We start from the raw sequence: 24,060 nt of genomic DNA on the forward strand, positions 1-24,060 counted from the left end.
ATCAGCTTCGCGCCCGCTTGGCCGCCATCTTCGCCGATTTGTTCTTCGGCACGATGGCGCTCGGCGCACTGCCCGGCAAGCGCCACACGAGCGCGATGCCGAGAAGACATTCGATCAGATAGATGGCGCTCGATATGCCATGCAAAATGCCGAACTGCCGCGCATACGGCGAACTGGCGAGATCGGTGCCGGCGGCCTGCGCCGCCATGCGCAGCGAGTTCATGAACGGCTGCAACGCGAAGTAACCGGCGAGCACGCACACCAGCATGACCGCGACAATCCACCGCACGCGCTTATAGTCGGCGATACCGCTTTTCACGAAGCGATTGCCGATCAAAATCAGAACCAGCGCGCTGACGACGCCGACGAACGCCTCGATTCTGAAGTACTGCGCGGCCACCGATCCGGCCACGGCAGAATCCAGCATGGAAAAGAGAACGGGCGTGGCAACGAGGCCGAGCGTCAGCAGGCTGCCGACCCAGAGCATGCTGACGATGCGAAAAACGCGGTGCGCGATGACCATCAGACGTAACGGACAGCGATGATTTCGTATTCGCGCGCGCCGCCCGGCGCCTGCACCGACGCGACGTCGCCTTCGGACTTCGAAATCAGCGCGCGCGCAATCGGCGAGCTCACCGAAATCAGGCCGTGATCGATATCCGCTTCGTCGTCGCCGACGATCTGATACGTCACGGTGTCGCCGGATTCCAGGTCTTCCAGTTCGACGGTCGCGCCGAACACCACGCGGCCGTCGGCATCCACGGTCGTCGGGTCGATCACTTGCGCCGCGGCCAGCTTCGATTCGAGTTCGGCGATCCGGCCCTCGATGAAGCCCTGCTTCTCCTTCGCGGCATCGTATTCTGCGTTCTCAGACAGATCGCCCTGCGCGCGCGCTTCCGCGATCGCGTTGATGACCGCCGGACGCTCGACAGCCTTCAGGCGTTGCAATTCGTCGCGCAGCAACTCCGCGCCGCGCTTGGTCAAGGGAATCGTGCTCATAGACAACCCAAAGCAAAAAACAGCCGTAAAAAAATTACCGCGGTTAGCGCATCTCCCGTATGAGGAGATACCGCTCAACCGCGGCTCGTGTTACTTAGACCAGTCGTCGAAGCCTTAGTTTAGGCGAGCATGCAGGCCTTGTAAATCATAGACTTCCAAATCGCGCAGATAACGCAGGCCTTCCACGGCGGCACGCGCGCCCGACATCGTCGTGTAGTACGTGACCTTGTTGGCCTGCGCGCTCATGCGAATCGAACGCGAATCAGCGATCGCCGCGCGGGTTTCATCGACCGTCGTGAAGACGAGCGCGATCTCGCCGTTCTTGATCATGTCGACGATATGCGGCCGGCCGTCCTTCACCTTGTTGACGACCTTGACCGGCACGCCCGCCGCCGCGATGGCCGCTGCCGTGCCCTTGGTCGCGACGATCGGATAGCCGAGCTCGTGCAGCATGCTCGCCACTTCGACCGCCTTCGGCTTGTCCGCGTCCATCACCGTGAGAAGCACCGTGCCCGATTCCGGCAAGCGCGAACCGGCCGCGAGTTGCGACTTGAAGAGCGCCTCGCCGAACGTGCGGCCCACGCCCATCACTTCGCCGGTCGAACGCATTTCCGGTCCGAGAACCGGATCGACGGTCGGGAACTTGACGAACGGGAACACCGCTTCCTTCACGCTGAAGTACGGCGGCACGACTTCCTTCGTCACGCCCTGCTGCGCGAGCGTCTGACCGACCATGGCGCGCGCGGCGAGCTTCGCGAGCGGCAGGCTCGTCGCCTTCGACACATACGGCACCGTGCGCGATGCGCGCGGGTTCACTTCCAGCACGTAGATGACGTCCTTCTTCGAGCCGTCTTCCTGCGGAACCTGCTGGATGGCGAATTGCACGTTCATCAGGCCGACGACGTTCAGCGCCTTGGCCATCGCTGCGGTTTGACGCTTCAGCTCGTCGACGGTCGCATCCGACAGCGAATACGGCGGCAGCGAACAGGCCGAATCGCCCGAATGCACGCCCGCCTGCTCGATGTGCTCCATCACGCCGCCGATGAACACGGCTTCGCCGTCCGAGATGCAGTCGACGTCGCATTCGATCGCGTCGTTCAGGAAGCGGTCGAGCAGCACCGGCGAATCGTTCGACACCTTCACGGCCTCGCGCATGTAACGTTCGAGGTCGCGCGGCTCGTGCACGATTTCCATCGCGCGGCCGCCCAGCACGTACGAAGGACGCACGACGAGCGGATAGCCGATCTCTTCGGCGAGCTTCAGCGCTTCGTCTTCGGTGCGCGCGGTGCGGTTCGGCGGCTGACGCAAGTCGAGATCCTTCAGCAGCTTCTGGAAGCGTTCGCGGTCTTCGGCGGCGTCGATCATGTCCGGCGACGTACCGATGATCGGCACGCCGTTCGCCTCCAGGTCCAGCGCGAGCTTGAGCGGCGTCTGGCCGCCGTACTGCACGATCACGCCGACCGGCTTTTCGAGATCGACGACTTCGAGCACGTCTTCGAGCGTGAGCGATTCGAAGTAGAGGCGGTCGGAGGTGTCGTAGTCCGTGGACACGGTCTCCGGATTGCAGTTGACCATGATGGTTTCATAGCCGTCTTCGCGCATGGCGAGCGCGGCGTGAACGCAGCAGTAGTCGAACTCGATGCCCTGCCCGATCCGGTTCGGCCCGCCGCCGAGCACCATGATCTTCTTCTTGTCCGTCGGATTCGCTTCGCACTCTTCCTCGTAGGTCGAGTACATGTAGGCGGTCTTCGTCGCGAATTCGGCCGCGCACGTATCGACGCGCTTGTACACCGGACGCACCTTCAGCTCATGGCGCTTCTTGCGCACGTCGGCTTGCGTCGAGCCCGTGAGCTTCGCGAGACGCCGATCCGAGAAGCCGCTCTTTTTCAGATACAGCAGTTCGTCACTTGTGAGGCTTTCGAGCGTGCGGCCTTGCAGCGCCTTTTCCTTCAGCACGATCTGTTCGATCTGCGCGAGGAACCACGGATCGATCGACGTTTCCTCGAAGATTTCCTCGGGCGTGAGGCCGAGACGGAACGCGTCGCCGAGATACCAGATGCGGTCCGGGCCCGGCTCGCCGATCTCGCGGATCACTTCGTCGCGGCTCGTGGTCTTCTCGTCGAGACCGTCCACGCCGACTTCCAGACCGCGCAGCGCCTTCTGGAACGACTCCTGGAATGTGCGGCCGATGGCCATCACCTCGCCGACCGACTTCATCTGCGTCGTGAGACGCGAATCGGCTTCGCGGAACTTCTCGAACGCGAAGCGCGGCACCTTCGTCACGACATAGTCGATGGTCGGCTCGAACGATGCCGGCGTCTGCCCGCCGGTGATTTCGTTCTTGAGCTCGTCGAGCGTGTAGCCGCAGGCGAGCTTCGCGGCGACCTTGGCGATCGGGAAGCCCGTCGCCTTTGATGCCAAGGCGGATGAGCGCGACACACGCGGATTCATCTCGATGACGACCATGCGGCCGTCCTTCGGATTGATCGCGAACTGCACGTTCGAGCCGCCCGTGTCCACGCCAATCTCGCGCAGCACCGCGAGCGACGCGTTGCGCAGCACCTGATACTCCTTGTCGGTGAGCGTCTGCGCGGGCGCGACGGTGATGGAGTCGCCGGTGTGCACGCCCATCGGATCGAGGTTTTCGATCGAGCACACGATGATGCAGTTGTCCTTCTTATCGCGGACCACTTCCATCTCGTACTCTTTCCAGCCGAGCAGCGATTCTTCGATCAAGAGCTCGCGCGTCGGCGAAAGATCGAGGCCGCGACGGCAGATTTCCTCGAACTCTTCCTTGTTGTACGCGATGCCGCCGCCCGATCCGCCGAGCGTGAACGACGGCCGGATGACGGTCGGATAACCGCCGCTGCCGGTCGCTTCGGCGATCTGCGCCTGCACGGCGAGTGCCTCTTCCATCGAATGCGCGATGCCCGACTTGGCCGAACCGAGGCCGATCTTCGTCATCGCGTCCTTGAACTTCTGGCGGTCTTCCGCCTTGTCGATGGCTTCCGGCGATGCGCCGATCAGCTCGACGTTGTACTTCTCCAGCACGCCGTGATGGAACAGGTCGAGCGCGCAATTGAGCGCAGTCTGCCCGCCCATGGTCGGCAGGATCGCGTCCGGGCGCTCCTTCGCGATGATGCGCTCGACCACTTCCCACGAGATCGGCTCGATGTAGGTGACGTCCGCCGTGTTCGGGTCGGTCATGATCGTCGCGGGATTGCTGTTGACGAGAATGACCTTGTAGCCTTCCTCGCGCAGCGCCTTGCACGCCTGCGCGCCGGAATAGTCGAACTCGCACGCCTGACCGATGATGATCGGGCCCGCGCCGATGATGAGAATGCTCTTGATGTCTGTGCGCTTCGGCATAACTGTGCTCTGTGGTGTTCTTTATGCGGCGACCTTCGCCGTCTCCATCAGCTTGATGAAGCGGTCGAACAGATACGCGATGTCGTGCGGGCCGGGCGACGCTTCCGGATGGCCCTGGAAGCAGAACGCGGGCTTGTCGGTCAGCGCGAAGCCTTGCAGCGTGCCGTCGAAAAGCGAGACGTGCGTGACCTTGGCGTTCGCGGGGAGCGTCGCGGCATCCACCGCGAAGCCGTGGTTCTGCGAGGTGATCACGACGCGGCCGTCTTCCATGTCCTTCACCGGATGATTCGCGCCGTGGTGGCCGGTCTTCATCTTCGTGGTCTTGGCGCCGACGGCGAGCCCCATGATCTGATGCCCGAGGCAGATGCCGAACGTGGGAATGCCGCGCTCGATGAATTCACGCGTGGCGGCGATCGCGTAGTCGCACGGTTCCGGGTCGCCGGGGCCGTTGGACAGGAAGATGCCGTCGGGATTGAGCGCCAGCGCGTCGGCAGCGGTCGCTTCGGCGGGAAGCACGGTCACGTGACAGCCGCGCTCGGCCAGCATGCGCAGAATGTTGTACTTCACGCCGTAGTCGAACGCGACGACGCGGAATTTGGGCGCGTCCTGCGTGCCGTAGCCGCTGCCGAGGCGCCATTCGCGCTGCGTCCATTCGTAACGCTCTTTGGTCGACACGACCTTCGCGAGGTCCATGCCCGCGAGTCCGGGGAACGAGCGCGCGAGTTCGAGAGCCTTCGCCTCGTCGTCACTGCCGGCGAGGATGCAGCCGTTCTGCGCGCCCTTGTCGCGCAGAATGCGCGTGAGCTTGCGCGTGTCGATGCCCGCAATGGCGGGGATGCCCTGCGCCTTCAGATAATCGGAAAGCGTTTGCTCGGAACGGAAGTTCGAGGCGAGCACCGGCAGATCACGGATGATGAGGCCGGCGGCATGGACTCGGCTGGCTTCGACGTCCTCGGCGTTGACGCCGACGTTGCCGATGTGCGGATACGTCAGGGTGACGATCTGGCGGGCGTAGCTCGGATCGGTCAGGATTTCCTGATAGCCGGTGATCGCGGTGTTGAACACCACTTCGCCGATCGTCGAACCTGCGGCGCCGATCGATTGACCACGAAAGACCGTGCCGTCGGCAAGTGCGAGAAGTGCTGGGGAGAATGACGGCAACACGGGAAGCTCCTTGGGGAACACCCTGTTACCGACCTGTCTGTCCGAAATTCAGGCGTGGGGCCGCGGCACGAAGCGAGCGCGGGCATCCTTGCGCGAGGGCGGCGGCTTACACGCGGGAAACCCGGGAATCGCGGCTCGGACCGGCTAGCTCGCATTAAGCGAACGAGGTTGCCAAGCGGACGATTGCGACGTGCAGCGCGCGCTGCCAGGCGCAGCGAACGACGGTGTATGGGAGGTAGGCGCTAGGGTGCGGGTTGATATGCTCAAACCTTCGAATTATAGCGTGAAATCAGACGTTTCGCCAAATTTCGGAAGTCTCCGCTTGCCGCGCCCCGATTTCGCGCGACACCTCTACGATGCAGCCCGTTCGGTCTTGTGCAGCACGCGGCTGGGCAGCACGTACCAAACTGCGCTCGCCAGTTGCAACGCGATCAGGATCCCCCACACCGTCACATGGGCGGCTGCCGGATAGTGGCCGCCTTCCGGCGTCCAACGCGAAAGCACCGCGCCCACGCCGACCTGGAACCCGAAGATCAACAGGAAAATCACGAGCGTGAGCGTCGTCGTTGCCCGGCCGATCATGTGCGACGGAAAGTACTCCGCCATCACCGCGTAGCTCAAAATGCCGGTGCCGCCGAACACGCCGTAGGCGGCGAGCAGCGTCGCGGGCGGCAGCGGCACGCGCAGCACCATCAGCACCTGCACGAGAACGTAGAGCGCCATGCCCACGCCGCAAAACGCGTAGACCGACACGCCGCGCCGCTCCATGCCGCGCGCCGCCGCGCCGAAGCCGACGCAACCGAGCATCATCGCGAAGCCGAGCACCGAGACGAGCGCGGCGGCGTGCGCGGGCGTCAGGTTCATCACGTCGAGCAGATAGGGGCGGATCCAGAGCGATTGCATCGCGTAGAACACGCCCTGCGTGACGACGGAGAACGACGCGATCTTCCAGAACGCGCCGCTTTTGAGGATATGCCAGGTGCCCTTGAACTGGCTGATCACGTCGGCTTGATGATGCGAGTCCGCGTTGCGGGGCGCGAACAGCGCGATGGCTGCCGCGACGACGAGCGTAAACACGCCGAGACCGATCGATACCTGGCGCCACGTCGTCGTTTGCAATAGCGACGCGAGCGGCGAGCCGACCACCACCCCGCCGAGCCCGCCGACCGCCATGGTTAAGCCGTTGACGAGCGGCAAGCGCGCGACCGGAAAATGCTGCGCGGACGCCTTGAACGCCGCGCTCAGACACACGGAGACGCCGATGCCGATCAGCAAGCGCCCCACCATCAATCCGCCGAGCCCGTGCGACGCACCGAACGTCCAGATGCCGGCCGCCGCGAACACCAGCATCCCGGCGGTGACGCGGCGCGGCCCGTAGTGGTCCAGCAGCACGCCGACCGGAATCTGCGCGATCGCGAAGCCGATGAAATAGAGCGACGTCAGCAAGCCGAGATCGGCGGCGGAGAGACCGAGATCGTGCGTGATGAGGGGCGCGAAGCCGAGGTTGACGCCGCGAAACACGTACGAGACGAAATACCCGGCGGCGAAGAGGAAGAACACCCGGAGACGAACGGAGGACGGCATGCGCTGGACAGTTGTTCTTTTGAAACGCCAGTTTAACTGCGCCGCCAAACGAAAACGCCGTCACCTTGGTGACGGCGTGGAATAAGCAGAAAGCGCGCGCCGCGCTGCCCTTATTTCTTCTTTGCCTTGGAACCGCCCGAATGCGCGGCGGTGTGCTTTTCCGTCTTGGCCGAGGCAGCGGGCTTGGCGGAAGCGCCCGTCTTCGGCGAGATCGTAGTCGACACGCGCGTGAGCGTATGTCCCGGCGCCTTGCCGTGCGGCGTTTTCGCGGTGACATGCGTGCCGATTCGGCTGACGCCGCCCGACGAACGGCTCGACGCCGCGACCGTCTCGATGCGCACCGGACCGGGCTCGGCCGGCACGGCGCGACCGTACGGCACGTGCAGCACGACGACTTGCCCCGGCATGAACATATCGCGATGCGTATGGTTCCAGGCCCGCACCTGCGCCACCGATACGTTGTAACGGTCCGCCAGCGTCGCGATGGACTGCTTGCGGCGAACGCGAATGGCCATCTTGCGCGTGTCGGGCACATCACGCTCGACCGCGAGCATTGCGTTGGCGGCGACGTCCGCGCTGATGTCTTCGTCGTCGTCGTCCGTGCGCGGCACGACGATGGTCGAACCCGGCTTCAGACGCATGCCCGCCGGAATGCGGTTGACCGACATGAGCGTGTCCGCGTCGACGCCGATCTTCTCCGCGATGGCCGCGGGCCGCGCCCGCTCCGTCACCGTGTACGTGGTCCACGACGACAACGCGCCGGTGTACGAACCGAGATTGCGCTGGAACGTGGCGGCGTTGTCGAACGGCAGCAGGATCTGCGGATTCGTCGCGCCGAGAATGACCGGTTTCGAGAACGACGGATTCAGCGAGCGGAATTCCTCGACGCTCATGCCGGCGAGCTTCGCGGCCATGGTCACGTCGATATCGCGCGCGGTCGTGACCGTGACGAAGTACGGGTGATTCGGAATGTCCGGCAGCGCGAGGCCGTACTGCTGCGGGCTCATCACGATGTTCTTGACGGCCTGCAACTTCGGCACGTAATTGCGCGTCTCGTTGGGCATGCGCAGGCTTTCGTAGTCGGTCGGCAAGCCGGCCGCTTCGTTGCGCGCAATGGCCCGCTGCACGTTGCCCTCGCCCCAGTTGTACGCGGCGAGCGCCAGGTGCCAGTCGCCGAACATGTCATGCAGACGCGAGAGATAGTCGAGCGCGGCGCTCGTCGACGCGAGCACGTCGCGGCGCTCGTCCTGCCACATGTTCTGCTTGAGGTTGTAGTCGCGGCCGGTGCCCGGCACGAACTGCCACATGCCGGCTGCCTTCGCGACCGACAACGCCTGCGGGTTGTACGCCGACTCGATGAACGGCAGAAGCGCCAGTTCCGTCGGCATATGGCGCTGCTCCAGTTCCTCGACGATGTGATACAGGTACTTCTGCGAGCGCGTGGTCATGCGCTCGACGTAGTCCGGGCGCTGCGCGTACCAGTTCACCTGCATATCGACGAGATCGCTTTGCAGGTCAGGAATCTGGAAGCCATTGCGAATGCGGCTCCACAAGTCCGCGGAACCGGCGAGCGAAGTGACAGGCGTCTTGTCGACGTTGATGGTTTCCTTGGCGGCTGCGGTGCGGCGAATCGTGTCGGCGACTTGTTGCTGCGAGGCGGCGGTCGGAGTAGCGGAAGTAGGATCGGAGGCGGGCGCTGTCGGCCCCTGGCTGGCACACGCGGCCAGCGTCAGGACGGATAGCGCGCTCAATGTTAGTCGCATGAACGTCTCGGCTTCCAAAAGATATGCCTGGAAATTTGGAGCCGATAGTACGGAACCGAACCTAGGACGTCAATAAGAATGCACGTAAAACCCCTGCAAAATCTTGCATCTATCGCCGTTCGTAAAGTATTGGATGAAGTTCCTTGCGATTAGCGGAAGTTATCCTTCCATCCGCGCAGCATGCGAAACGCTTCGATGCGGCCGGCGACCGGCTCCTTGAACTGCGCGACAAGCGCCGCTTGAATTGCCGGCTGATCGACGCGTAAGAAGGGATTTACCGCCTTTTCGTGACCGATGGTCGTGGGCAGCGTCGGCTTGCCGGCGGCGCGCAGCGCCTGCGCTTCGTCGCTCCAGCGCGAGAGCGCCGCGCTGTCGGGCTCGCAGGCGCGTGCAAAGCGGATATTGGACAGCGTGTATTCGTGCGCGCAGTGCACGAGCGTCGCGTCCGGGAGCGCGGCGAGTGCGTCGAGCGACGTGAGCATCTGCTGCGGCGTGCCTTCAAACAGGCGCCCGCATCCGCTCGCGAACAGCGTGTCGCCGCAAAAGACATGCGGCGTGCCGCTGCCGTCGTCTTCCTGAAAATACGCGATATGGCCGGCCGTATGGCCAGGCACATCCATGACGGTGAAGCCGAGCGCGGGCTGCGCGATGCGTACCGTGTCGCCGCCGGCCAGCCGATCGGTCAGATGCTCGATGCGCTCGCCGGCCGGCCCGTACACGGGAATGCCCTCGTCCGATCGGCTATCGAGCAATGCTTTCACGCCGCCGACATGGTCGCGATGATGGTGCGTGAGTAAAATAGCGGTCAGCCGCCAGCCGCGTTCGGCGAGATAGGCCTCGACGGGCGCGGCGTCGCCCGGGTCGATCACGACGGCATCGCGCGAATCCGACACGAGCCAGATGTAGTTGTCTTCGAAGGCCGGGACCGGCACGTACTCGAGTTCGCGCCTGGGCGCGCGTTTGGACGAATCTTCAGCAAACGAATCCATGGCGATCATCTACGCGGCATCCGAACATGTCTGACCGAGCGATTATAGACTGGCCCGCCTGGACGAACTCCGCGCCCGGACGCTACGTGCTGGAGTGGGAGCAGGCGCAGCTCGACCGCGTGGTCTGCGACATCTTCGGCTATCACGCGCTTCAGCTCGGCATGCCGCAACTGGATGCCTTGCGCGAGAATCGCATGACCGGGCGCGCGCTCGTTCTCGACGCCGAAAGCGGCGCGAGCGCGCCGTACACGCTGCCGCGCACGTCCTCAATAGGCGCGAGCGCGCCGGAAGGACGCAGCACGGTCTGGTGCGAATTCCTGGATCTGCCGTTCGAAGCGCAGAGCGTCGATTTGCTCGTGCTCCCGCATACGCTGGAATTTTCGAGTGATCCGCACCGGCTTTTGCGCGAAGCCGAGCGCGTGCTCGTGCCCGAAGGCCAACTGATCATCCTGGGCTTCAATTCGCTCAGTCTGTGGGGCGCGCGGCAATCGCTCGGCAAGGTGGCGGGACGCCCGTTCGTGCCGGAAGCGCACGACATGATCGCGTTCACGCGCATCAAGGACTGGATCAAATTGCTCGGCTTCGACCTTGAACGCGGCCGCTTCGGCTGCTATCGTCCGCCGCTGCTGACGGACAAATGGCTGCAGCGCTATGAATTCATGGAGCCCGCCGGCGACCGCTGGTGGCCCATTTTCGGCGCCGCGTACATGATCACGGCGGTGAAGCGCGTGCGCGGCATGCGGCTCATCGGTCCACGCAAGCTGAAGAAACCCGCGCTCGCGCCCGGACTCGCCCCGGTCGCGGCCCCGCACACTCGCAACGAGCATTGATGACTGACGAATCCGCATCGGCCAAAGTAATCGACATCTATACTGACGGCGCCTGCAAAGGCAATCCCGGTCCGGGCGGCTGGGGCGCCCTGCTGCGTTTCGGCTCGCTCGAGAAGGAACTGTTCGGCGGCGAAGCCGCGACCACGAACAACCGCATGGAGTTGATGGCCGTGATCGCCGCCCTCGAGGCGTTGAAGCGGCCGTGCCACGCCGTGATCCACACCGACTCGCAATACGTGCAGAAAGGCATCAGCGAGTGGATTCACGGCTGGAAGAAAAAGAACTGGATGACGGCCGCCAAGACGCCCGTGAAGAACGCCGACTTGTGGAAGCGCCTCGACGCGCTCGTCGCGCAGCATCAAATCGAATGGCGCTGGGTCAAGGGTCACGCCGGGCATCCCGAGAACGAACGCGCCGATGCGCTCGCCAATCGTGGCGTGACATCGCTTGCCGAAAGCTGAACGCAGCACTGACACGATACTCATGCGCCAACTGATACTGGACACCGAAACCACCGGCCTGAACGCTCGCACGGGCGACAGGATCATCGAAATCGGCTGCGTCGAGCTGATCAATCGCCGGCTGACGGGCAACAACCTGCACATCTACGTCAACCCGGAACGCGACAGCGACCCCGGCGCGCTGGCGGTGCACGGCCTCACCACCGAGTTCCTGAGCGATAAGCCGAAGTTCGCGGAGATCGCCGCGCAACTGCGCGACTTCATCGCGGGCGCGGAGTTGATCATTCACAACGCGCCCTTCGATATCGGCTTTCTCGACATGGAATTCGCGCTGCTCGGGCTGCCGAAGGTGTCCGAGATCTGCGCCGGCGTGATCGACTCGCTCGCGCACGCGAAGCAGATGTTCCCCGGCAAGCGGAATTCGCTCGATGCGCTGTGCGACCGCTTCGGCATCAGCAACGCCCACCGCACGCTGCACGGCGCGCTGCTCGACTCGGAATTGCTCGCCGAGGTCTATCTGGCGATGACGCGCGGCCAGGAGAGCCTCGTCATCGATATGCTGGGCGACGCGGAAACGGAAGGCGCGACGGCTGCGCCGCGCATCGCGCTGGACGACCTCGATCTGCCGGTGATCGTCGCGAGCGGCGAAGAACTCGCCGCGCACGAAGCGGTGCTGAACGATCTCGACAAGGCGCTCAAGGGCACGAGCGTGTGGCGGACAGAAGCGCCGCAGACCGAGCCGGATGCGGTCGCCGCATAATTTTTCGAAATTGCTTAAAGAATCGCTTTACGAGACGAGATAGTCCTGACATAATCTCAATCTCTTCGGGTGGTTAGCTCAGCGGTAGAGCACTGCCTTCACACGGCAGGGGTCACTGGTTCGATCCCAGTACTACCCACCAGAATTCTGGGTAGATTTTTTCCCGAAGAATAAAGGGCTTACGTCGATCAGACGTAGGCCCTTTTCCTTTTCCGGCCTCCGTTCGTTTTCGTACCGCGCGGCCCGTACGGAAAACTGCACCCGGCGGAGCGCCCTGCTCCCGGTCGAGAGGTCGCGCCGCGCTGTTCTAGCCGGTGCGCAAATGGGTACAATCTGCGGCGATAAGAACATACACGCGAAAAGCGCGGCCACCCGCCCATGAGCTTCATCCAAAAACTCTGGCTGGACTCCCTCAGTAAGACCATTTCCACGTTGGCCGCTGCTGCGATTCTCGCCGTTCTGGCGGCAGCTTGGGGATACGTCACGAAAGTGCAATGGACTTCAACGGTCGAAATGCCTTTGTGGCGGGTCGTCGTGTGGGCGCTATTCACGCTTCTCTGCGTAGTCTGGATAGCCCTCGCCGCGACTTTCGGTGTGAAGAACGCAATAGTGCGGCCTGTTGAAGCCGAGGTGCCTGTCCCTGAAAGCGCCGCGAATGCACAGCCCGAGTCCACGTCTCCGTTTTCCGAAGTTGCCCTAGACTCGCCGCTGCGACTGAGATTCAGATATTTCAAGCCTCGTCAGCCCTTCAGTGATGCCCCGACAAGTGGCGACAAACAGTGGGATGGCACCTTTCTCGCGGCGTTCAAGCTAATTGGCCCAAAGCTACGAATGGAGCCGGTTGAGCGCGACGTGCTCCGCGCGTTCAACAAAGCTCTGGCGGTAGAACTAGACTACGAAGCCGTCCATGTAGTGGACAACGACTTTCAAGCCATGAAGATTCGGTTAGAGAACTTCGGGGTCATCTATTTTGATAAGCAGAGCAAGCAACTTCACTGGTGTCTCACTGACAACGGTGTGAAGTTGCTTTCGAAGCTACACCAGTGAACACCCACCTCATAGCTGGTCAAAACTGAAGAAACACTCTAATCAGCCGCCCCTCGCCTTCTTCTTCGCCTCCTTCGCGGCTTCTTCCGATTCCCGCGCGGCATTGACCTTCGACTTCAGAAGTTCGCGGTGCATGGTAAAGGCGTCCTCCAGCGAGTAGTCCTCCTGCAACTCGCGCCAAGTCGCCTTCCCTTCCACGAACAGCCAAGAGAGAACCGGGTGCTGGCCGTCCGGATCGTCCGGATGATCCACGCGCGACTGGAATCGAGCGGGAACGTTGACCTTCGGAACGCTGAAGCCGAAGTTGAGCTTGCGAATCTCGAACATGACCATGTCTAGCACTTCGCGCGGCTGGAATCCGCCGCAAACGTCCCGCACGTACCGGTCGATATTTGCGCCGTCCTTCAGGGAGTGCCACGCCTTGTCTTCCGCCTGCGCTTCCGTGAGGGCCAGCAACTCGGTCGGATGCGCCGCGTCGAGCCGCGAGAACAGCCCGACCGCCTCCGCTGCGGCGAATTGCCGGGACCGGTAGTTGACGCCATACATATTGAATTCGACTGTCTTTCGCATGGTCGCCTCCTTAGGCCGAAGGCGAAGCCGAGACGTGACAATAGAACGGCGTGTCGCGGCTCGTCAGTTCGTAGTCGAGACTCATAACCACGTATGTCCCGTTCAGAGACGGGTTGAGGACTGATTCGAATCTCGCCGCCTGCACGACCTTGATGGCCGGGTCGAAGAACACCGTTCCGTCCACGCCCCACTCGTTCCACATCGGGGTTCCGATGAATTCGTTCAGCGTTATCACGTCCTCAGGGTTCAGGGCTTCGTACCGGTTCTTAACGATCAGGAAGTTGTCGTCAATGAACGCCGCCACGTCCGGGCTGTAGAACTGTTCGAGGTACAGCGGCAAGTCGCCCGCCACAACGGTAGACCGCGCGGCGTTGCTGATAATGTTGCTGTCGTATTTCGTGTTGCAGATAACGTGGGAGGAGTCGAAGCCCATCTGTCCGCCCGCCCAAAGCACAACTTCTTTGAACGTCGTTTCGAACGGTGGCGGCTGGTCGATGTAGGCGGTCTTATCGACTTGGTGCGTGTAGCACTTGATCCGGACCGTCACGTTGGGCGGCCCTTGCACAAGGCCGCACTCGACAACCTGACCGTGATAGATGGTGGAGGTCGAATCGCTGCCGTCACTGCCCACGTATCCCGCCGCAATCTCCATGTCCAGATAGACGGGAGCGATTTGGCCCGCTGCGGTCTTACGGCGATTGAACGCGGTGAACTGCGACAAGAGGTCTTGTCGGAACTGCTGCGGCAAGTTCGTGACTTCGATGGTCGCCTCGTTCTGCGAACTCAAGCAATCCTTCCGCACACGCACGCGAAGGTTGAAACTTTCGTCGAGAACCACATCGCCGCCCGGCATGTGGAAGGTTACTCTTAGTTTTCGATTCCTGATCCCAGACATTTTTCAGTTTTCCTTATTGTTTGCGAGCGGTCGAACGGCTATTCGCCACCTTGCCGAACTGCGTTTCGAGTTCCTTCTGAATTTCGACCTTGAAGAATTCCTTCATGCCGCTGCCGTCAATCCGCACGTTCACGACCGGCTGGCCGATGGTGTTCTCGCGTCCGCCCGGTTGCGTCTGAGCGAGGATTTGCGGCGCGTAGCGGGAGGCGTTGAGCACTTCGAGGTCCACCGACTTAAGGCTGCTCATAAGATTCGCCCGCTGCATATCGGTGAGCGCCGAGACGCCTAAGCCTTGCTTAAGCGAGTCGTGCTGGTTCTTCAGTTCGGACATATAGTTCTGAAGCCCGAAATTGACGTCACCCCACTTAGCGCCGCGATTCTGTAGCTGCGACAGCGAGACGTTCGCACGCGCGGCGACTGCCTTCTGTACGTCGAGAAGCTGGATGCTTTCGAGGGATTCACCCTTACCCGCCGCGAGTCCGACCGGACCCGTGAACCGCCACGGACCTTTGTAGTTCGGGTCCATCGCGACGGCCTGCGGCCCGGTAAGCGACCTGCCGCCCGATCCGCTCGCGCCTTCCCGTACGGCCATCGCTTCGCGCACGCTTTCGTAGTCCGCGTCCGTTAGCTTGCGGTTCGGGTCGATGCCCGTACGCTTCGCCACGAAGTCGATATAGCCCGCCGTGTCGTTCTCGTTCGATGGCGCCCACTTCTTCACAATCGCGCTGATCGTGTCGCGACCCTGCGAGCGATAGACCTGAAGGAGCTTCGTTTGCGCCGCGATGCCGGTCGCCATATCCGGAAATACAGCGAAGCCGTTAGACGCACCGGTAGCACCGTTTTTGCGGGCGAAGGCGCTGTCCCGAATGTTGCCGGGGTTATTCCGTGCCGCGCTGCTGACCGAGCCGTTATACATGGCGTTTGCGGCCGTAGGATCGAAGTCCACGTGACCGGGCGTTTCGCCGTAGCCGAGCGACTTATGCCCGCTGGTCGAAAGGCCGTTCGCCAGCCCCGTAACGCCCGCCCAAGCCGCCCGCGCCTGATTCGCGTCGATCGTATGTCCGAACTGACCCACCGCCGCGCCGAAGGCGTTAATGGCGAGTTCCATCTGGCTAACACCGGCTTGGAAGTTCGCGTTGCCCTGTTCTTCCGTTCTCGCCAACTCTTGCTTCTGGCGTTGTTCTTCTGCCGCCTTCCGTTCGGCTTCCTTCTGGGCCGCGCGTTCCCAACGGCGATTCTCGTTCACGTCCTGAGTCGCCTTCTTAGTCGCGGCTTCGCGTTGCGCCTTGTCTTCGATGAGTGCTGCGGCGATGCCGCTGGCCCCGTCCTCTCCCGCACCGAGTTGATGATCCAGAGAAGCCGCCGCGCCGCTCGTGGTAGTCGGAAGGTGCGCGTCATTGATCATCTTTAGGAGCGTGGTCACGCTCGACAGGACCGGTCCCGCGAACTTCTGTCCGAGTTCTGTGATCTGCTCGTTGAAGCGTGCGAGTTCGTCATTCAGCGTCTTAACGTTCTTCGCTACGTCGAGATACTGCTGCATCTCTTTGAGCGACATTCCGATCTCACCGATGGACGCGCCGAGTTCCTTAAACCTCAGAGCTACGTCTTTGTCCATACCGATCATCTGCGCTTCGGACTGGACCTGTGAGTCGGACAATCCGTGCCAGCGGCCACCTAAGCGCGTGAGGAATTCCGTATTCGTGATCGGAGCGCCGCCCGAAGCCGGGTTAATCCCGAGCATCCCCAGCAGCCGGTTAGCCGGTCCGATCCGCGTAGGATCAGCGTACGCGCCGCGAAGGAACGACTGCGAGCCGGTAACGGCGCGTGCGACCTGATCGCGGCTAACGTTGCCCGAAGCCGCGCGGCGCTGAAGGTCTTCCAGTCGCACTGCGGCCATGCCCGCGTCGCGGCTTTGTACGCGCTGCTCGTTAATCTGAGCGCGGACGCGCAGCGCATTCGTCAGAGCGCCCGCCATAAGCGCCGCGCCTGAAGCCGCCAGCCCGAATTCCGCCGTGATCGCCTTGAGTGCGGACGCTACGCGCGTGAGCGCGGGCATAGCGCCGCCCAAACTGTTCGTGATCGCGTCGCCTAGTGCCTCTGCGCCTTTCGCGGAATCGTTCAGGCCTTTGTTCGTCTTTGCGGTCGCGTTGTTCAGCTTCCCCAATTCCGAGATTGCCGCGTTGACCTTGATCTTGTAGTTGATCGTGAATTCGTCCAGATTGCTCATTGCGCCGTGCCTCCCTTCTTGTTCATTTCTTCGATTAGCGGCTTCATCACGGCGTCCTGATACATGATGATTCCCTGCGCGATCTTTGCGCTGAACGCTGCGAGGTCGTCACGCATGACGTGATGAAGGCTCAGGTCGATTCCGTTGTGTTCCAGAACGGCTTCGAACACCGCGCTAACGTTCTGCCACCGTTCCAGAAGTTCGTTCCGCGCGGCTTCGCTATTCAGCGGCGTTCCGCCATTCGACGCGTGCGCCAGAACGGCGTCCGAGAACGCCATCATCTTTTCGATGGAGTCGCTGAAATAGTCCTTCGCGCTCCGCTCGATGCGCCACCCCGTCATGGCGCTGAAGGTGCTAATCGCTACTTCCACCGGGCCGCGCGAAGTCTCGATAGTGAGCGTGGACGTCTGTTCACGGTCGAATAGCTTCTGCGGCTCCGGTTCCGGCACTTCGGGCAGGCCGCTGCCAAAAATCTTGTCGAGCATTATTGATAGTTATCCTATGTTTCTCGTTTAAGCCAAAGCGAGCAAATCGCCGCGCACCGCTTTGAGCAAGTCGCTCGATACCACCTTCACGCGCCGGAAGTGAAAAAGGAAGGTCGCGTTGTAGGCGGTCGCGCGTCCGCTCAGGATCACGCCGCCCGAATACAGGTACGTCTCGCCGTTCGCGTACTCCACGAAGGCGTGAACTACTTCCGGTCCGCTGTAGCGCCGCGCGGATAGCTCGCGGAGCACTTCGAGGTTGTGCGCTTCGCGGCTGTCGGGCGGCACATGGAACGCCACATAGATGCCGTGGTAGCTTTCGACTTCCACGGTCTGCCCGATCACATTCAGAGTGGTCGAATGCTGGACGTCCGCAGCCGTGGGCGGCTCTGCCGGAACGTCGTTGCTGAACTGGTCGAGTGCAATTCCCAAAGGGAAGGTTTCTGTCGAATGAAGCTTGATCTTCAGGCCGTCTCCCGACAGGTGGTGCGGCGTGATGTTCTGTCCGTGGGTCATGGTCGTCTACTGAGTTTCGTATGTTCTTGTAATTTCGACTTCCGGGCCGAAGTCCCGCCGCACGTGTGATTGTCCGTATATCGCGTCATAGATAATCTTCACGATAAGCAGCACACGCACGATGCGGCGAAGCCTTTGGAGAAAGTCGAACATGCGGCGTTAGGCGGTTGCCGTTACCCTGACGAAGTCCAGGAACCTCCTGAAGCCTTCGATGGTTGTGTTGGGCCAAAAGTAAAACGTGCGGCAGACAGGATCAAACTGCTTCGTAGCGCCCAACGCGATCAGCTTATCTTTGAGGCGCTGATGATTCACCTCGCAACGGTCGTCACTGACCTTCGCGATGGCGTCAGCAAGATCGGAAACCGAGACGGCCACGCCTTGAAGTTTCTCGCCGTTGTGCTCGCGCAGAGCGCAGACCTTAAGCGCCGGAATAAGGTGCTGGTCGAGTTGATGATCGCTTTTTTCGACAGGCTTGTTCCGCTCGATCATGCCGCGCACTGCGGATGCGAAAGTCTCCGCGTCCAAATCGCTCCGGCCTTGGACGACCACTGTCGAGCCGATAAGGGTGACTGATGCGATATATTGATCGTCAGCAATATCTGCTAGGAACTTGGCCGCTTGCGTTTCGTACTTGTTCATCTTATTCGTACCCCTGATTGTTTGGTTCAAATGAAGAGGAAGCGGGTCACTTGGCGAGAACGTACTGGCCGAGCCGCGCGTCCCAACGCGTGGGGATCGGGGCCATTTCCGCGCCCGTCTCTGCGGCTTGCGCTTCGGCTGCGTCCATCGCGGCTTTGAGGCGCTTGCGCTCGTGCGTCGCTGCGTCCTCGATGCGGCGCTTCTCAGCTGCGTCCGCGCCGCGAAGTCCCTTCACGCCCTGTCGCCCGGTGACGGTCGGCTTAAGGCGCGGGATGCCGCCCTTACGAGCGATTGCGGCTGTGAGGCGGGCGGTCGCTTTCGCCAGGTCCACAATCAATGGCGAAATGTCGCGCGGCTTCTGGGTCTGTCCTTCCTGAAAGGCGCGGGAGTTCACGCCCTTGCCGCCTGCGTTTTCGTTCATGGCTTCCTCACGTCCCAAGGTGTCGAGTCCCGCGACCGTGCGCGGGTCCGTATTGCGCTGTTCTTCGCCGCGAGCTACAGCGAGCGTCGAGTCATCGAACGGCGTCTGATCCCAGCCCTTCGGCATGAAGTTGCCGTCCATCGCTTCTGCGCCGCGACCGTTCACGCGACCGTTCAGGCGGTCGGACGCCTTCGCGTTTTCCGAGGCGCGGGCCAGTACAGGATGCTTCGCGCGGAGCAAATCGCCATACTTCGCTTCGAATGCCGGATGCGCAAGCGCGGCCTTCATCGCGTCCACCGTATTGAGGTGATCGAAAACGGGCGCCATGTGGCTGACCGGTGCGTTGTTGATATTCGGGTTTCCGCCATTAATCATGTTTCTCTCCGAGAATGTGAGTTGGTGTTACTTCTTCGCTGCGAGCGCCTTAGCGCGGGATTCTTCAATCAGCACGGTCAACTTGCCGCGAAATTCCCAGAGTGATCGGACGTACTCCGGGTCACGCGTCCGCTTCCGTTCCTCGTCCGTGTCGAACAGGAGCCGTTCACCCACTACGTAGAACGGAAGGCGGCTGTACGCTTCGAAAGCGCGGGTATAGGCTTCGCGATAGAGCGCGTGCGACTCGATCAGCTTCGCGCCGATATACGAGCGTTCGACAATCTCGTCCTCTAAGGTAGAGTCGCGGCAGAAAACGTGGATAAACGCGGCTTGCGACATTTCGCCCTGTACGCGAAGCGTCGCGTATGCAAAGATCAGCGCCCCAAACGTGATCAAGTCTTCCGGCAACCCTTCCGCCGCGAGTGCGGCGCGCACTTCTTCGGTCTTCCACTCGCCGCGCGGCAGGAAGTAGTTCTCCGCGTTACGGCCAATTTGCTCCGCCGCCCAGAAAAGATTGTTCGCACCGCCCATCAGGTTCAATTCGTCCAGCGTGTAGATATGAGGATTTTCTTTCGTGAGCGTGTTCATGCTGCCTCCCGCGCCTTAGCGAGTTCTTCAGCCGCCTGCGGATAGACGAAGGTTTCCGCGCGGCCACCAATATTGCGTTCGATCTTTACTGCCATATCTGCGGTAATTCGCAAATCACCGTGAATCATTGCGTGAAGCGAAGGCTGCTTAATTCCAAGTAAATCAGCCGCCGCGCGTTGCGATAAGTCTTTCAACTTAAGCAATTCCGCGAGCGCCTTGCCTGCGGCGTTATTCGACATGACTACCTCTGGTAAGGGCGGGTGTTATTTGTTTACCTATTAGATAGCCCTAATCGTATCGCGAGCGTGTTTCGATGGCTACATAAATCTAATAAGCCTATACGATATTTTCTATTTAATGTCCTCCTGTAGATAGGCTGTTACCTATCGCGTTATATTCGGATTACCGACATAACAACGGAATCCTTATAATCATGTTAATCCTGCCGCGCAAAATCTCGTTAGTCGTTTATTCGCTGTTCGTCATATTCGGCTTGTTTGTCCCGCTAGATCATCTAGGAATCTGGCTTACCTGCACGATTGGCTTTATCTCTGCCGATGCGCTCGAATTAATCAGCCGTGAGATTCAGTCATGAAGACCATATTTGACAGCGAGGAAGGCCGCGCGAGCGTCTGGGCGGCGATGATGGTTCGGGCACGCGAGAACGCCGCGACGAAACAGGCTGATAAGTGGGCGAAGAACGAAGCGCCCGAGCCGAAACGAGAACCGGCTGATCCGGCAGACCGCTACCGTAAGCCTCCAGCGAAAGAGTACCGCTTCCCCGATCTTCCATTTTGAGCGCCACGATGAAGAACAAGCCGCACAAGTGTGAGTACGTCCCGCCGCAGGTTGCCCGACCGATCACCGACCCGAAGCCATACCCAGTGAACGCCGCGAAGTCTGCACTTCCCTCTTACGGCATCTACAAGATCGGCTTTCCGAATGGGGACTGCGTAGTGTACGGGTCGTGGAATTGGAAAAGCGATTCACAGAACCAGCTAAACCGCGCCGCTGAAGGCAAGAATAGGAATAAGTGGTTCACGAAGGCGTTCAGCCATTTCGGGCGCGCGAAGGTCGAATTACTCGCCTGCCCGCTGCACCTGGATTATATCCATGACCTTGAGCAGCATTTAGCGACCGAGCACAAAGCTGCGCTGAACTTTAGGCCGCACACGTTCAAGATCAAGTTATGGCTGTTTTGCAAGCGAATGGCGAAATATGTGCCGAATGAAGGCTTTGTGGAAAGCGACGTTCCGCGTCACGCGGACTTATTCGAAATGGAGGGTGTATGAAGAGCACTGATACCAACGTCCGTATGCGCGCTTTAGATCGTAATGGACAACTGGCCGAGGAACAAGCGCGAAGAATGGCCGATGCGGACGCCTCATTAGGTCGCATACTCGCTCAGCAACTAGCCGAAGTGCCCGCCGCAAGTCTGGTCGAAACCTATCGCTTCGAACCGGGCGGAAAGCCGTTTTATGTGTATTCCGCGCGTCCGTACGGTGAGCGCGTCATTCTAGTCAAGGATTCGGAGACTGCCGCTGCGGTGATGAGCCATTACGCAATTACCGACACAATCGAACTGGGCGCTGAAGGATTCACCACGAATAACCGAACAGGGCCTATTGTGGCCGGCGTATTTAAGGGCGGCGCTGGCACCTTCGCCCACGAGTTGCCGCATATCGCACTACGAGTTCTAGCGCGAAATGGCGTTAGGCGCGTGATGATCGGAGACGAAGAACGTATGGCGTATCTGTGCGGCGATTTGTTTGACGCGTTCCAATCTTATCTGTGAGGACGTTATGAACCGATACATACAAGATGCACGAGACCAACTTGCCGCGATGAATGCGGAGGATGAGCGTAGGATCGCGGAAAGTAGGCGGATTATGGACGGGAAAGGAATGGACGCAGCTGCGGAGGATGAACTAAACGCGATGCGCCTGAAACGAATCGCAGAGCGGAAGCGGATACTGGACTCAATCCCCTAGAAACAAAAAGGCCCTTGACGGAATCGCGACGCCAAGGGCCTTTCTGCATCCACATCCAGCCAACGGGAGGGATTGGTGAAACATGATAGAGAAGGCGATTCCACGGCCTTTTCGGTTTCGATTATCGCCGCGATGTGGTCGGCAAAGATAGCCTCTGCGGACACTGTTCAATACACGGCGACCGTACGAACCTTCATTTTCGCGTTCCACGGAATGGCCGGAACGCTGATCCGGTAATCGAACGTGCCGCCCGCTTCTACCGCCACGCCGCGCGTAGGTGTGCCGGACTGTGAGAAGGCCGTATCCCCGTTCGGATACACCGCGTAGAACTCTATTTCAGGGACTACAGCGCGGCCACAGGTGTTAACGATGGTCCCGGAAAGCGTGTCGTACGGCATGCGGTCCGCGCCCCACATATTGCGCTCGATGCGGTTGTTTATGGTCTTAATCTTCGTGCGGTCGCAGGTCGGCGCGATTGCGGATTGGGCGTGTGCCGTTGCTGCGAGTGAAAATGCGATTGCGGCTGCTGCTATGGTGTTGCTTGTATGTAGTCCTGTGCAAAAGTGAGATGTGTTTTAGAAGGTCCGGCGAAAAATTCAAAGTGAGATGGAAATAATTCGTTCGTGCGCGTGTGTCGAGTGAGCCAACGCAAAAAACGTAGGCAAACGAAGTCACTTCCTAAGGTATGAATCGAGGGTCGGACGGCTGACGCCATAGGCCGCTGCCACGTCCTTCTTCAGTTCGCCGTTCTCCAGACGGGCGCGGATGGCCTCTAGCTGCGCGGGCGTCAACTTCTGCTTGTACACGCCGCGCTCCTTCGCTGCTGCTATGCCTTCGCGCTGACGCTCGCGGATCATGGAGTGCTCGAAGTCCGCGAACGCGCCTAGCATGGTCAGCATTAGCTTCGCGGTGTGGTCGTTACGGTCTGCCGCAAAGGTCAGTGAGTTCTTGGGAAAGGTGACCGTTACGCCCTTGCTTACTAGGCGCTCCACTATGTCTAGCAACTGGCGCGTATCGCGTGCGAGTCGGTCGATAGAGTGGACATAGAAGGTATCGCCTTCTCTCGCGTACATCAGAGCTTCTTGCAGCACTGGCCTATTACCTTTGGCGCTCGCCTTCTCCTCAAAGACTCTATCCAGCGCGATGCCTTCGAGTTGCCGCGCGGTTTTTTGGTCAGTTGTGCTAACTCTTATGTAGCCGATGTTTTGCCCTTTGCTGTTCATGCTTTGCCTTTTGCGTTTGGTTATTAAGCGTCCGCTGAGAACGTAAAGGGATTCTAAAGCCGCGAGTTAGCGAAAGTAAAGTCTCATTCGGGACTGTCTTTACTCAGCTAATAGGCGCTCCGGACGTAAAGCGAAAGGCGCGTAAAAGGGCTTACCCTCTTTACGTTGAAGAGCGTAGAAAAGGCCGCGCTGGGCGGCCTGTAGGGTTGTGTGGGGCGAGACGTTCTAGGCCTGCCGTACACGTTCTAGGGCTAGTGCAGCGGCTTTCCCGGTTCTCCGTTCGCCTTCGCTTCGAGCGCCGTGCCGTGTTCCGCGTACAGGTCGTCCAGAGTCGGCACTTTCTTCGTGCGCCCAGCGTCATCAATCGTGGTGATGCCCGCCAGTACACACGCCTCTTTCAGCGCCTGCACTCGGACGGACTCTTTGAGCATCGGATTGCTTGCGATGTCGAGATAGCTTTGCAGCGCCTTCTTGTCGCTGAGCATCTGATCGACCGGCGTGGACTTCAGAAGCCGCTCGAATGCTTCGCTGTATGTGTCGCTCGCTTCCAAGCTATCCACTCGGTGGCGCGTCTCCATCGGATCGACACAGTTGATTGAACCGAACACGCGACGGAAGGCCGCTGCGCTATACACGCCGCGAACGCGCAAGGCTGCGTATTGTTCGATGAACGTGATGTTGTCCGTCAGAAATCCTTCATCGCTGAAGTAGTGGGTTTCGAGGAACTGCGTGATCTTGGCCATGATTGGCGACCTTGCTGATAATCGTTTCGTTGTCCGATAGTTTAGCCGCGCGAACATCGGATGGCGAGTAGCAGAATTGTTTCGTGGACACGCGCTCGCCGTTTGTCGATGAATCGACAAACAATTCGCCGCAGGGTTGAACACAGGCTTTGAGCGAAACTTGCCGCGCACGCGGTATGTTTCAAGACCTGACGTGACAGAGTAGCCGCGAGTTATCCGAGTTACGAAGGTCTGCCGCAGCGACAAGCCTGTAACTCCCTTTAAACCCAATCCCGGTAAGGCTTCTAATCTCTAAAGTTATAAGAGTTATAAGAGTTACAGAGGTAAGGAAAGATTTAGATTGGAAATCCCGCCGGGACTTTGCATTTGTGTGAGGGCCTGTAACTCTGTAACTCTGGCCTGCAAAACCAAGCCCCTATTGGGT

26 protein-coding genes and 1 tRNA gene are annotated in these 24,060 nt (G+C 60.6%); 8 read left to right on the forward strand and 19 right to left on the reverse strand.

All coding sequences use genetic code 11. From position 1 onward, the window contains the following. Position 1 precedes the first annotated feature (1 nt). From NCR35_RS10835 to gloB, 7 genes are all read right to left on the reverse strand, one after another. The gene (locus tag NCR35_RS10835; protein WP_284502945.1) at positions 2-523 is read right to left on the reverse strand and encodes a DUF4149 domain-containing protein; all 522 of its coding nucleotides are present in this window, start codon (positions 521-523) and stop codon (positions 2-4) included. Beyond that, complete coding sequence (gene greA, locus NCR35_RS10840; protein ID WP_175944399.1) at positions 523-999, reverse strand: transcription elongation factor GreA; 477 nt, start codon at positions 997-999, stop codon at positions 523-525. The genes NCR35_RS10835 and greA overlap by 1 nt, the downstream gene beginning before the upstream one ends. Positions 1,000-1,113: 114 nt before the next feature. Continuing rightward, positions 1,114-4,368 carry a carbamoyl-phosphate synthase large subunit gene (gene carB / locus NCR35_RS10845; protein WP_250534357.1) on the reverse strand — a complete coding sequence of 1,085 codons (3,255 nt, stop codon included), beginning with the start codon at positions 4,366-4,368 and terminating at the stop codon, positions 1,114-1,116. 21 nt (positions 4,369-4,389) lie between these two features. Beyond that, positions 4,390-5,532 carry a glutamine-hydrolyzing carbamoyl-phosphate synthase small subunit gene (carA, locus tag NCR35_RS10850; protein ID WP_244846887.1) on the reverse strand — a complete coding sequence of 381 codons (1,143 nt, stop codon included), beginning with the start codon at positions 5,530-5,532 and terminating at the stop codon, positions 4,390-4,392. Between the two features lie 351 nt (positions 5,533-5,883). Further along, entirely contained in the window at positions 5,884-7,116 is a 1,233-nt protein-coding gene (locus NCR35_RS10855; RefSeq protein ID WP_250534358.1) for an MFS transporter, read from the reverse strand. A gap of 110 nt (positions 7,117-7,226) precedes the next feature. Then, complete coding sequence (locus NCR35_RS10860) at positions 7,227-8,879, reverse strand: transglycosylase SLT domain-containing protein (protein ID WP_250534359.1); 1,653 nt, start codon at positions 8,877-8,879, stop codon at positions 7,227-7,229. Between the two features lie 149 nt (positions 8,880-9,028). Continuing rightward, positions 9,029-9,877 (reverse strand): hydroxyacylglutathione hydrolase, encoded by an 849-nt coding sequence (gene gloB, locus NCR35_RS10865; protein ID WP_250534360.1) that lies wholly within the window; start codon positions 9,875-9,877, stop codon positions 9,029-9,031. A gap of 17 nt (positions 9,878-9,894) precedes the next feature. On the opposite strand from gloB, the gene NCR35_RS10870 reads away from it, so the two are divergent. From NCR35_RS10870 to NCR35_RS10890, 5 genes are all read left to right on the forward strand, one after another. Further along, on the forward strand, positions 9,895-10,698 hold the full coding sequence (locus NCR35_RS10870) for a class I SAM-dependent methyltransferase (protein WP_250534361.1): 804 nt from the start codon (positions 9,895-9,897) through the stop codon (positions 10,696-10,698). Further along, positions 10,698-11,159 carry a ribonuclease HI gene (gene rnhA / locus NCR35_RS10875; RefSeq protein ID WP_244846892.1) on the forward strand — a complete coding sequence of 154 codons (462 nt, stop codon included), beginning with the start codon at positions 10,698-10,700 and terminating at the stop codon, positions 11,157-11,159. Before NCR35_RS10870 ends, rnhA begins: the two co-directional genes overlap by 1 nt. A gap of 22 nt (positions 11,160-11,181) precedes the next feature. Next, positions 11,182-11,919, forward strand: a complete 738-nt coding sequence (dnaQ, locus tag NCR35_RS10880; protein ID WP_206466700.1) for a DNA polymerase III subunit epsilon — start codon at positions 11,182-11,184, stop codon at positions 11,917-11,919. 67 nt (positions 11,920-11,986) lie between these two features. Then, positions 11,987-12,061 (forward strand) — tRNA-Val (locus tag NCR35_RS10885). Between the two features lie 236 nt (positions 12,062-12,297). Beyond that, on the forward strand, positions 12,298-12,966 hold the full coding sequence (locus NCR35_RS10890) for a hypothetical protein (RefSeq protein ID WP_250534362.1): 669 nt from the start codon (positions 12,298-12,300) through the stop codon (positions 12,964-12,966). A 42-nt stretch (positions 12,967-13,008) separates the two neighbouring features. Here the strand turns inward: NCR35_RS10890 and NCR35_RS10895 are convergent, their stop codons facing one another. The 9 genes from NCR35_RS10895 to NCR35_RS10935 form a co-directional block, all read right to left on the reverse strand. Further along, positions 13,009-13,536, reverse strand: coding sequence for a hypothetical protein (locus NCR35_RS10895; RefSeq protein ID WP_250534363.1), 528 nt, complete (start codon positions 13,534-13,536; stop codon positions 13,009-13,011). A 10-nt stretch (positions 13,537-13,546) separates the two neighbouring features. Further along, entirely contained in the window at positions 13,547-14,431 is an 885-nt protein-coding gene (locus NCR35_RS10900; RefSeq protein WP_250534364.1) for a baseplate hub protein, read from the reverse strand. A gap of 13 nt (positions 14,432-14,444) precedes the next feature. Continuing rightward, positions 14,445-16,658 (reverse strand): hypothetical protein, encoded by a 2,214-nt coding sequence (locus NCR35_RS10905; protein ID WP_250534365.1) that lies wholly within the window; start codon positions 16,656-16,658, stop codon positions 14,445-14,447. Continuing rightward, positions 16,655-17,143 (reverse strand): hypothetical protein, encoded by a 489-nt coding sequence (locus tag NCR35_RS10910; RefSeq protein ID WP_250534366.1) that lies wholly within the window; start codon positions 17,141-17,143, stop codon positions 16,655-16,657. The genes NCR35_RS10905 and NCR35_RS10910 overlap by 4 nt, the downstream gene beginning before the upstream one ends. A gap of 27 nt (positions 17,144-17,170) precedes the next feature. Continuing rightward, a complete protein-coding gene (locus NCR35_RS10915; RefSeq protein WP_250534367.1) occupies positions 17,171-17,656 on the reverse strand; it encodes a phage tail fiber protein in 486 nt (161 codons plus the stop codon). Between the two features lie 159 nt (positions 17,657-17,815). Beyond that, complete coding sequence (locus tag NCR35_RS10920; protein ID WP_250534368.1) at positions 17,816-18,295, reverse strand: hypothetical protein; 480 nt, start codon at positions 18,293-18,295, stop codon at positions 17,816-17,818. A gap of 46 nt (positions 18,296-18,341) precedes the next feature. Beyond that, positions 18,342-19,091, reverse strand: coding sequence for a hypothetical protein (locus tag NCR35_RS10925; protein ID WP_250534369.1), 750 nt, complete (start codon positions 19,089-19,091; stop codon positions 18,342-18,344). 27 nt (positions 19,092-19,118) lie between these two features. After that, positions 19,119-19,679, reverse strand: a complete 561-nt coding sequence (locus tag NCR35_RS10930) for a hypothetical protein (RefSeq protein WP_250534370.1) — start codon at positions 19,677-19,679, stop codon at positions 19,119-19,121. Continuing rightward, complete coding sequence (locus tag NCR35_RS10935; RefSeq protein ID WP_250534371.1) at positions 19,676-19,918, reverse strand: helix-turn-helix transcriptional regulator; 243 nt, start codon at positions 19,916-19,918, stop codon at positions 19,676-19,678. The genes NCR35_RS10930 and NCR35_RS10935 overlap by 4 nt, the downstream gene beginning before the upstream one ends. A 352-nt stretch (positions 19,919-20,270) precedes the next feature. On the opposite strand from NCR35_RS10935, the gene NCR35_RS10940 reads away from it, so the two are divergent. From NCR35_RS10940 to NCR35_RS10950, 3 genes are read left to right on the forward strand one after another with little or no spacing between them, the layout of a single operon-like run. Beyond that, positions 20,271-20,477 carry a hypothetical protein gene (locus NCR35_RS10940; RefSeq protein ID WP_250534372.1) on the forward strand — a complete coding sequence of 69 codons (207 nt, stop codon included), beginning with the start codon at positions 20,271-20,273 and terminating at the stop codon, positions 20,475-20,477. 8 nt (positions 20,478-20,485) lie between these two features. Further along, positions 20,486-20,971, forward strand: a complete 486-nt coding sequence (locus tag NCR35_RS10945; RefSeq protein WP_250534373.1) for a hypothetical protein — start codon at positions 20,486-20,488, stop codon at positions 20,969-20,971. Then, entirely contained in the window at positions 20,968-21,474 is a 507-nt protein-coding gene (locus NCR35_RS10950; RefSeq protein ID WP_250534374.1) for a hypothetical protein, read from the forward strand. Before NCR35_RS10945 ends, NCR35_RS10950 begins: the two co-directional genes overlap by 4 nt. A gap of 363 nt (positions 21,475-21,837) precedes the next feature. Here the strand turns inward: NCR35_RS10950 and NCR35_RS10955 are convergent, their stop codons facing one another. From NCR35_RS10955 to NCR35_RS10965, 3 genes are all read right to left on the reverse strand, one after another. Then, complete coding sequence (locus NCR35_RS10955) at positions 21,838-22,068, reverse strand: hypothetical protein (protein ID WP_250534375.1); 231 nt, start codon at positions 22,066-22,068, stop codon at positions 21,838-21,840. 273 nt (positions 22,069-22,341) lie between these two features. Further along, complete coding sequence (locus NCR35_RS10960) at positions 22,342-22,893, reverse strand: recombinase family protein (RefSeq protein WP_250534376.1); 552 nt, start codon at positions 22,891-22,893, stop codon at positions 22,342-22,344. A 251-nt stretch (positions 22,894-23,144) separates the two neighbouring features. Beyond that, positions 23,145-23,636, reverse strand: coding sequence for a hypothetical protein (locus tag NCR35_RS10965; protein WP_250534377.1), 492 nt, complete (start codon positions 23,634-23,636; stop codon positions 23,145-23,147). Between the last annotated feature and the right edge of the window lie 424 nt (positions 23,637-24,060).

Source organism: Caballeronia sp. AZ10_KS36 (assembly GCF_023631105.1).
GTDB lineage: Bacteria > Pseudomonadota > Gammaproteobacteria > Burkholderiales > Burkholderiaceae > Caballeronia.

Excerpts from the sequence above, each read along its gene's own strand:
- NCR35_RS10890 (WP_250534362.1), top strand. The coding sequence starts at position 12,298 with ATGAGCTTCATCCAAAAACTCTGGCTGGACTCCCTCAGTAAGACCATT.
- NCR35_RS10955 (WP_250534375.1), bottom strand. The coding sequence starts at position 22,068 with ATGCCGTACGACACGCTTTCCGGGACCATCGTTAACACCTGTGGCCGC.
- NCR35_RS10925 (WP_250534369.1), bottom strand. The coding sequence starts at position 19,091 with ATGATTAATGGCGGAAACCCGAATATCAACAACGCACCGGTCAGCCAC.
- NCR35_RS10860 (WP_250534359.1), bottom strand. The coding sequence starts at position 8,879 with ATGCGACTAACATTGAGCGCGCTATCCGTCCTGACGCTGGCCGCGTGT.
- gloB (WP_250534360.1), bottom strand. The coding sequence starts at position 9,877 with ATGATCGCCATGGATTCGTTTGCTGAAGATTCGTCCAAACGCGCGCCC.
- NCR35_RS10945 (WP_250534373.1), top strand. The coding sequence starts at position 20,486 with ATGAAGAACAAGCCGCACAAGTGTGAGTACGTCCCGCCGCAGGTTGCC.
- dnaQ (WP_206466700.1), top strand. The coding sequence starts at position 11,182 with ATGCGCCAACTGATACTGGACACCGAAACCACCGGCCTGAACGCTCGC.
- NCR35_RS10935 (WP_250534371.1), bottom strand. The coding sequence starts at position 19,918 with ATGTCGAATAACGCCGCAGGCAAGGCGCTCGCGGAATTGCTTAAGTTG.
- NCR35_RS10910 (WP_250534366.1), bottom strand. The coding sequence starts at position 17,143 with ATGCTCGACAAGATTTTTGGCAGCGGCCTGCCCGAAGTGCCGGAACCG.
- NCR35_RS10940 (WP_250534372.1), top strand. The coding sequence starts at position 20,271 with ATGAAGACCATATTTGACAGCGAGGAAGGCCGCGCGAGCGTCTGGGCG.
- NCR35_RS10960 (WP_250534376.1), bottom strand. The coding sequence starts at position 22,893 with ATGAACAGCAAAGGGCAAAACATCGGCTACATAAGAGTTAGCACAACT.
- NCR35_RS10900 (WP_250534364.1), bottom strand. The coding sequence starts at position 14,431 with ATGTCTGGGATCAGGAATCGAAAACTAAGAGTAACCTTCCACATGCCG.
- rnhA (WP_244846892.1), top strand. The coding sequence starts at position 10,698 with ATGACTGACGAATCCGCATCGGCCAAAGTAATCGACATCTATACTGAC.
- NCR35_RS10870 (WP_250534361.1), top strand. The coding sequence starts at position 9,895 with ATGTCTGACCGAGCGATTATAGACTGGCCCGCCTGGACGAACTCCGCG.
- greA (WP_175944399.1), bottom strand. The coding sequence starts at position 999 with ATGAGCACGATTCCCTTGACCAAGCGCGGCGCGGAGTTGCTGCGCGAC.
- NCR35_RS10905 (WP_250534365.1), bottom strand. The coding sequence starts at position 16,658 with ATGAGCAATCTGGACGAATTCACGATCAACTACAAGATCAAGGTCAAC.
- NCR35_RS10965 (WP_250534377.1), bottom strand. The coding sequence starts at position 23,636 with ATGGCCAAGATCACGCAGTTCCTCGAAACCCACTACTTCAGCGATGAA.
- NCR35_RS10920 (WP_250534368.1), bottom strand. The coding sequence starts at position 18,295 with ATGAACAAGTACGAAACGCAAGCGGCCAAGTTCCTAGCAGATATTGCT.
- NCR35_RS10895 (WP_250534363.1), bottom strand. The coding sequence starts at position 13,536 with ATGCGAAAGACAGTCGAATTCAATATGTATGGCGTCAACTACCGGTCC.
- carB (WP_250534357.1), bottom strand. The coding sequence starts at position 4,368 with ATGCCGAAGCGCACAGACATCAAGAGCATTCTCATCATCGGCGCGGGC.
- NCR35_RS10930 (WP_250534370.1), bottom strand. The coding sequence starts at position 19,679 with ATGAACACGCTCACGAAAGAAAATCCTCATATCTACACGCTGGACGAA.
- NCR35_RS10855 (WP_250534358.1), bottom strand. The coding sequence starts at position 7,116 with ATGCCGTCCTCCGTTCGTCTCCGGGTGTTCTTCCTCTTCGCCGCCGGG.
- NCR35_RS10950 (WP_250534374.1), top strand. The coding sequence starts at position 20,968 with ATGAAGAGCACTGATACCAACGTCCGTATGCGCGCTTTAGATCGTAAT.
- NCR35_RS10835 (WP_284502945.1), bottom strand. The coding sequence starts at position 523 with ATGGTCATCGCGCACCGCGTTTTTCGCATCGTCAGCATGCTCTGGGTC.
- NCR35_RS10915 (WP_250534367.1), bottom strand. The coding sequence starts at position 17,656 with ATGACCCACGGACAGAACATCACGCCGCACCACCTGTCGGGAGACGGC.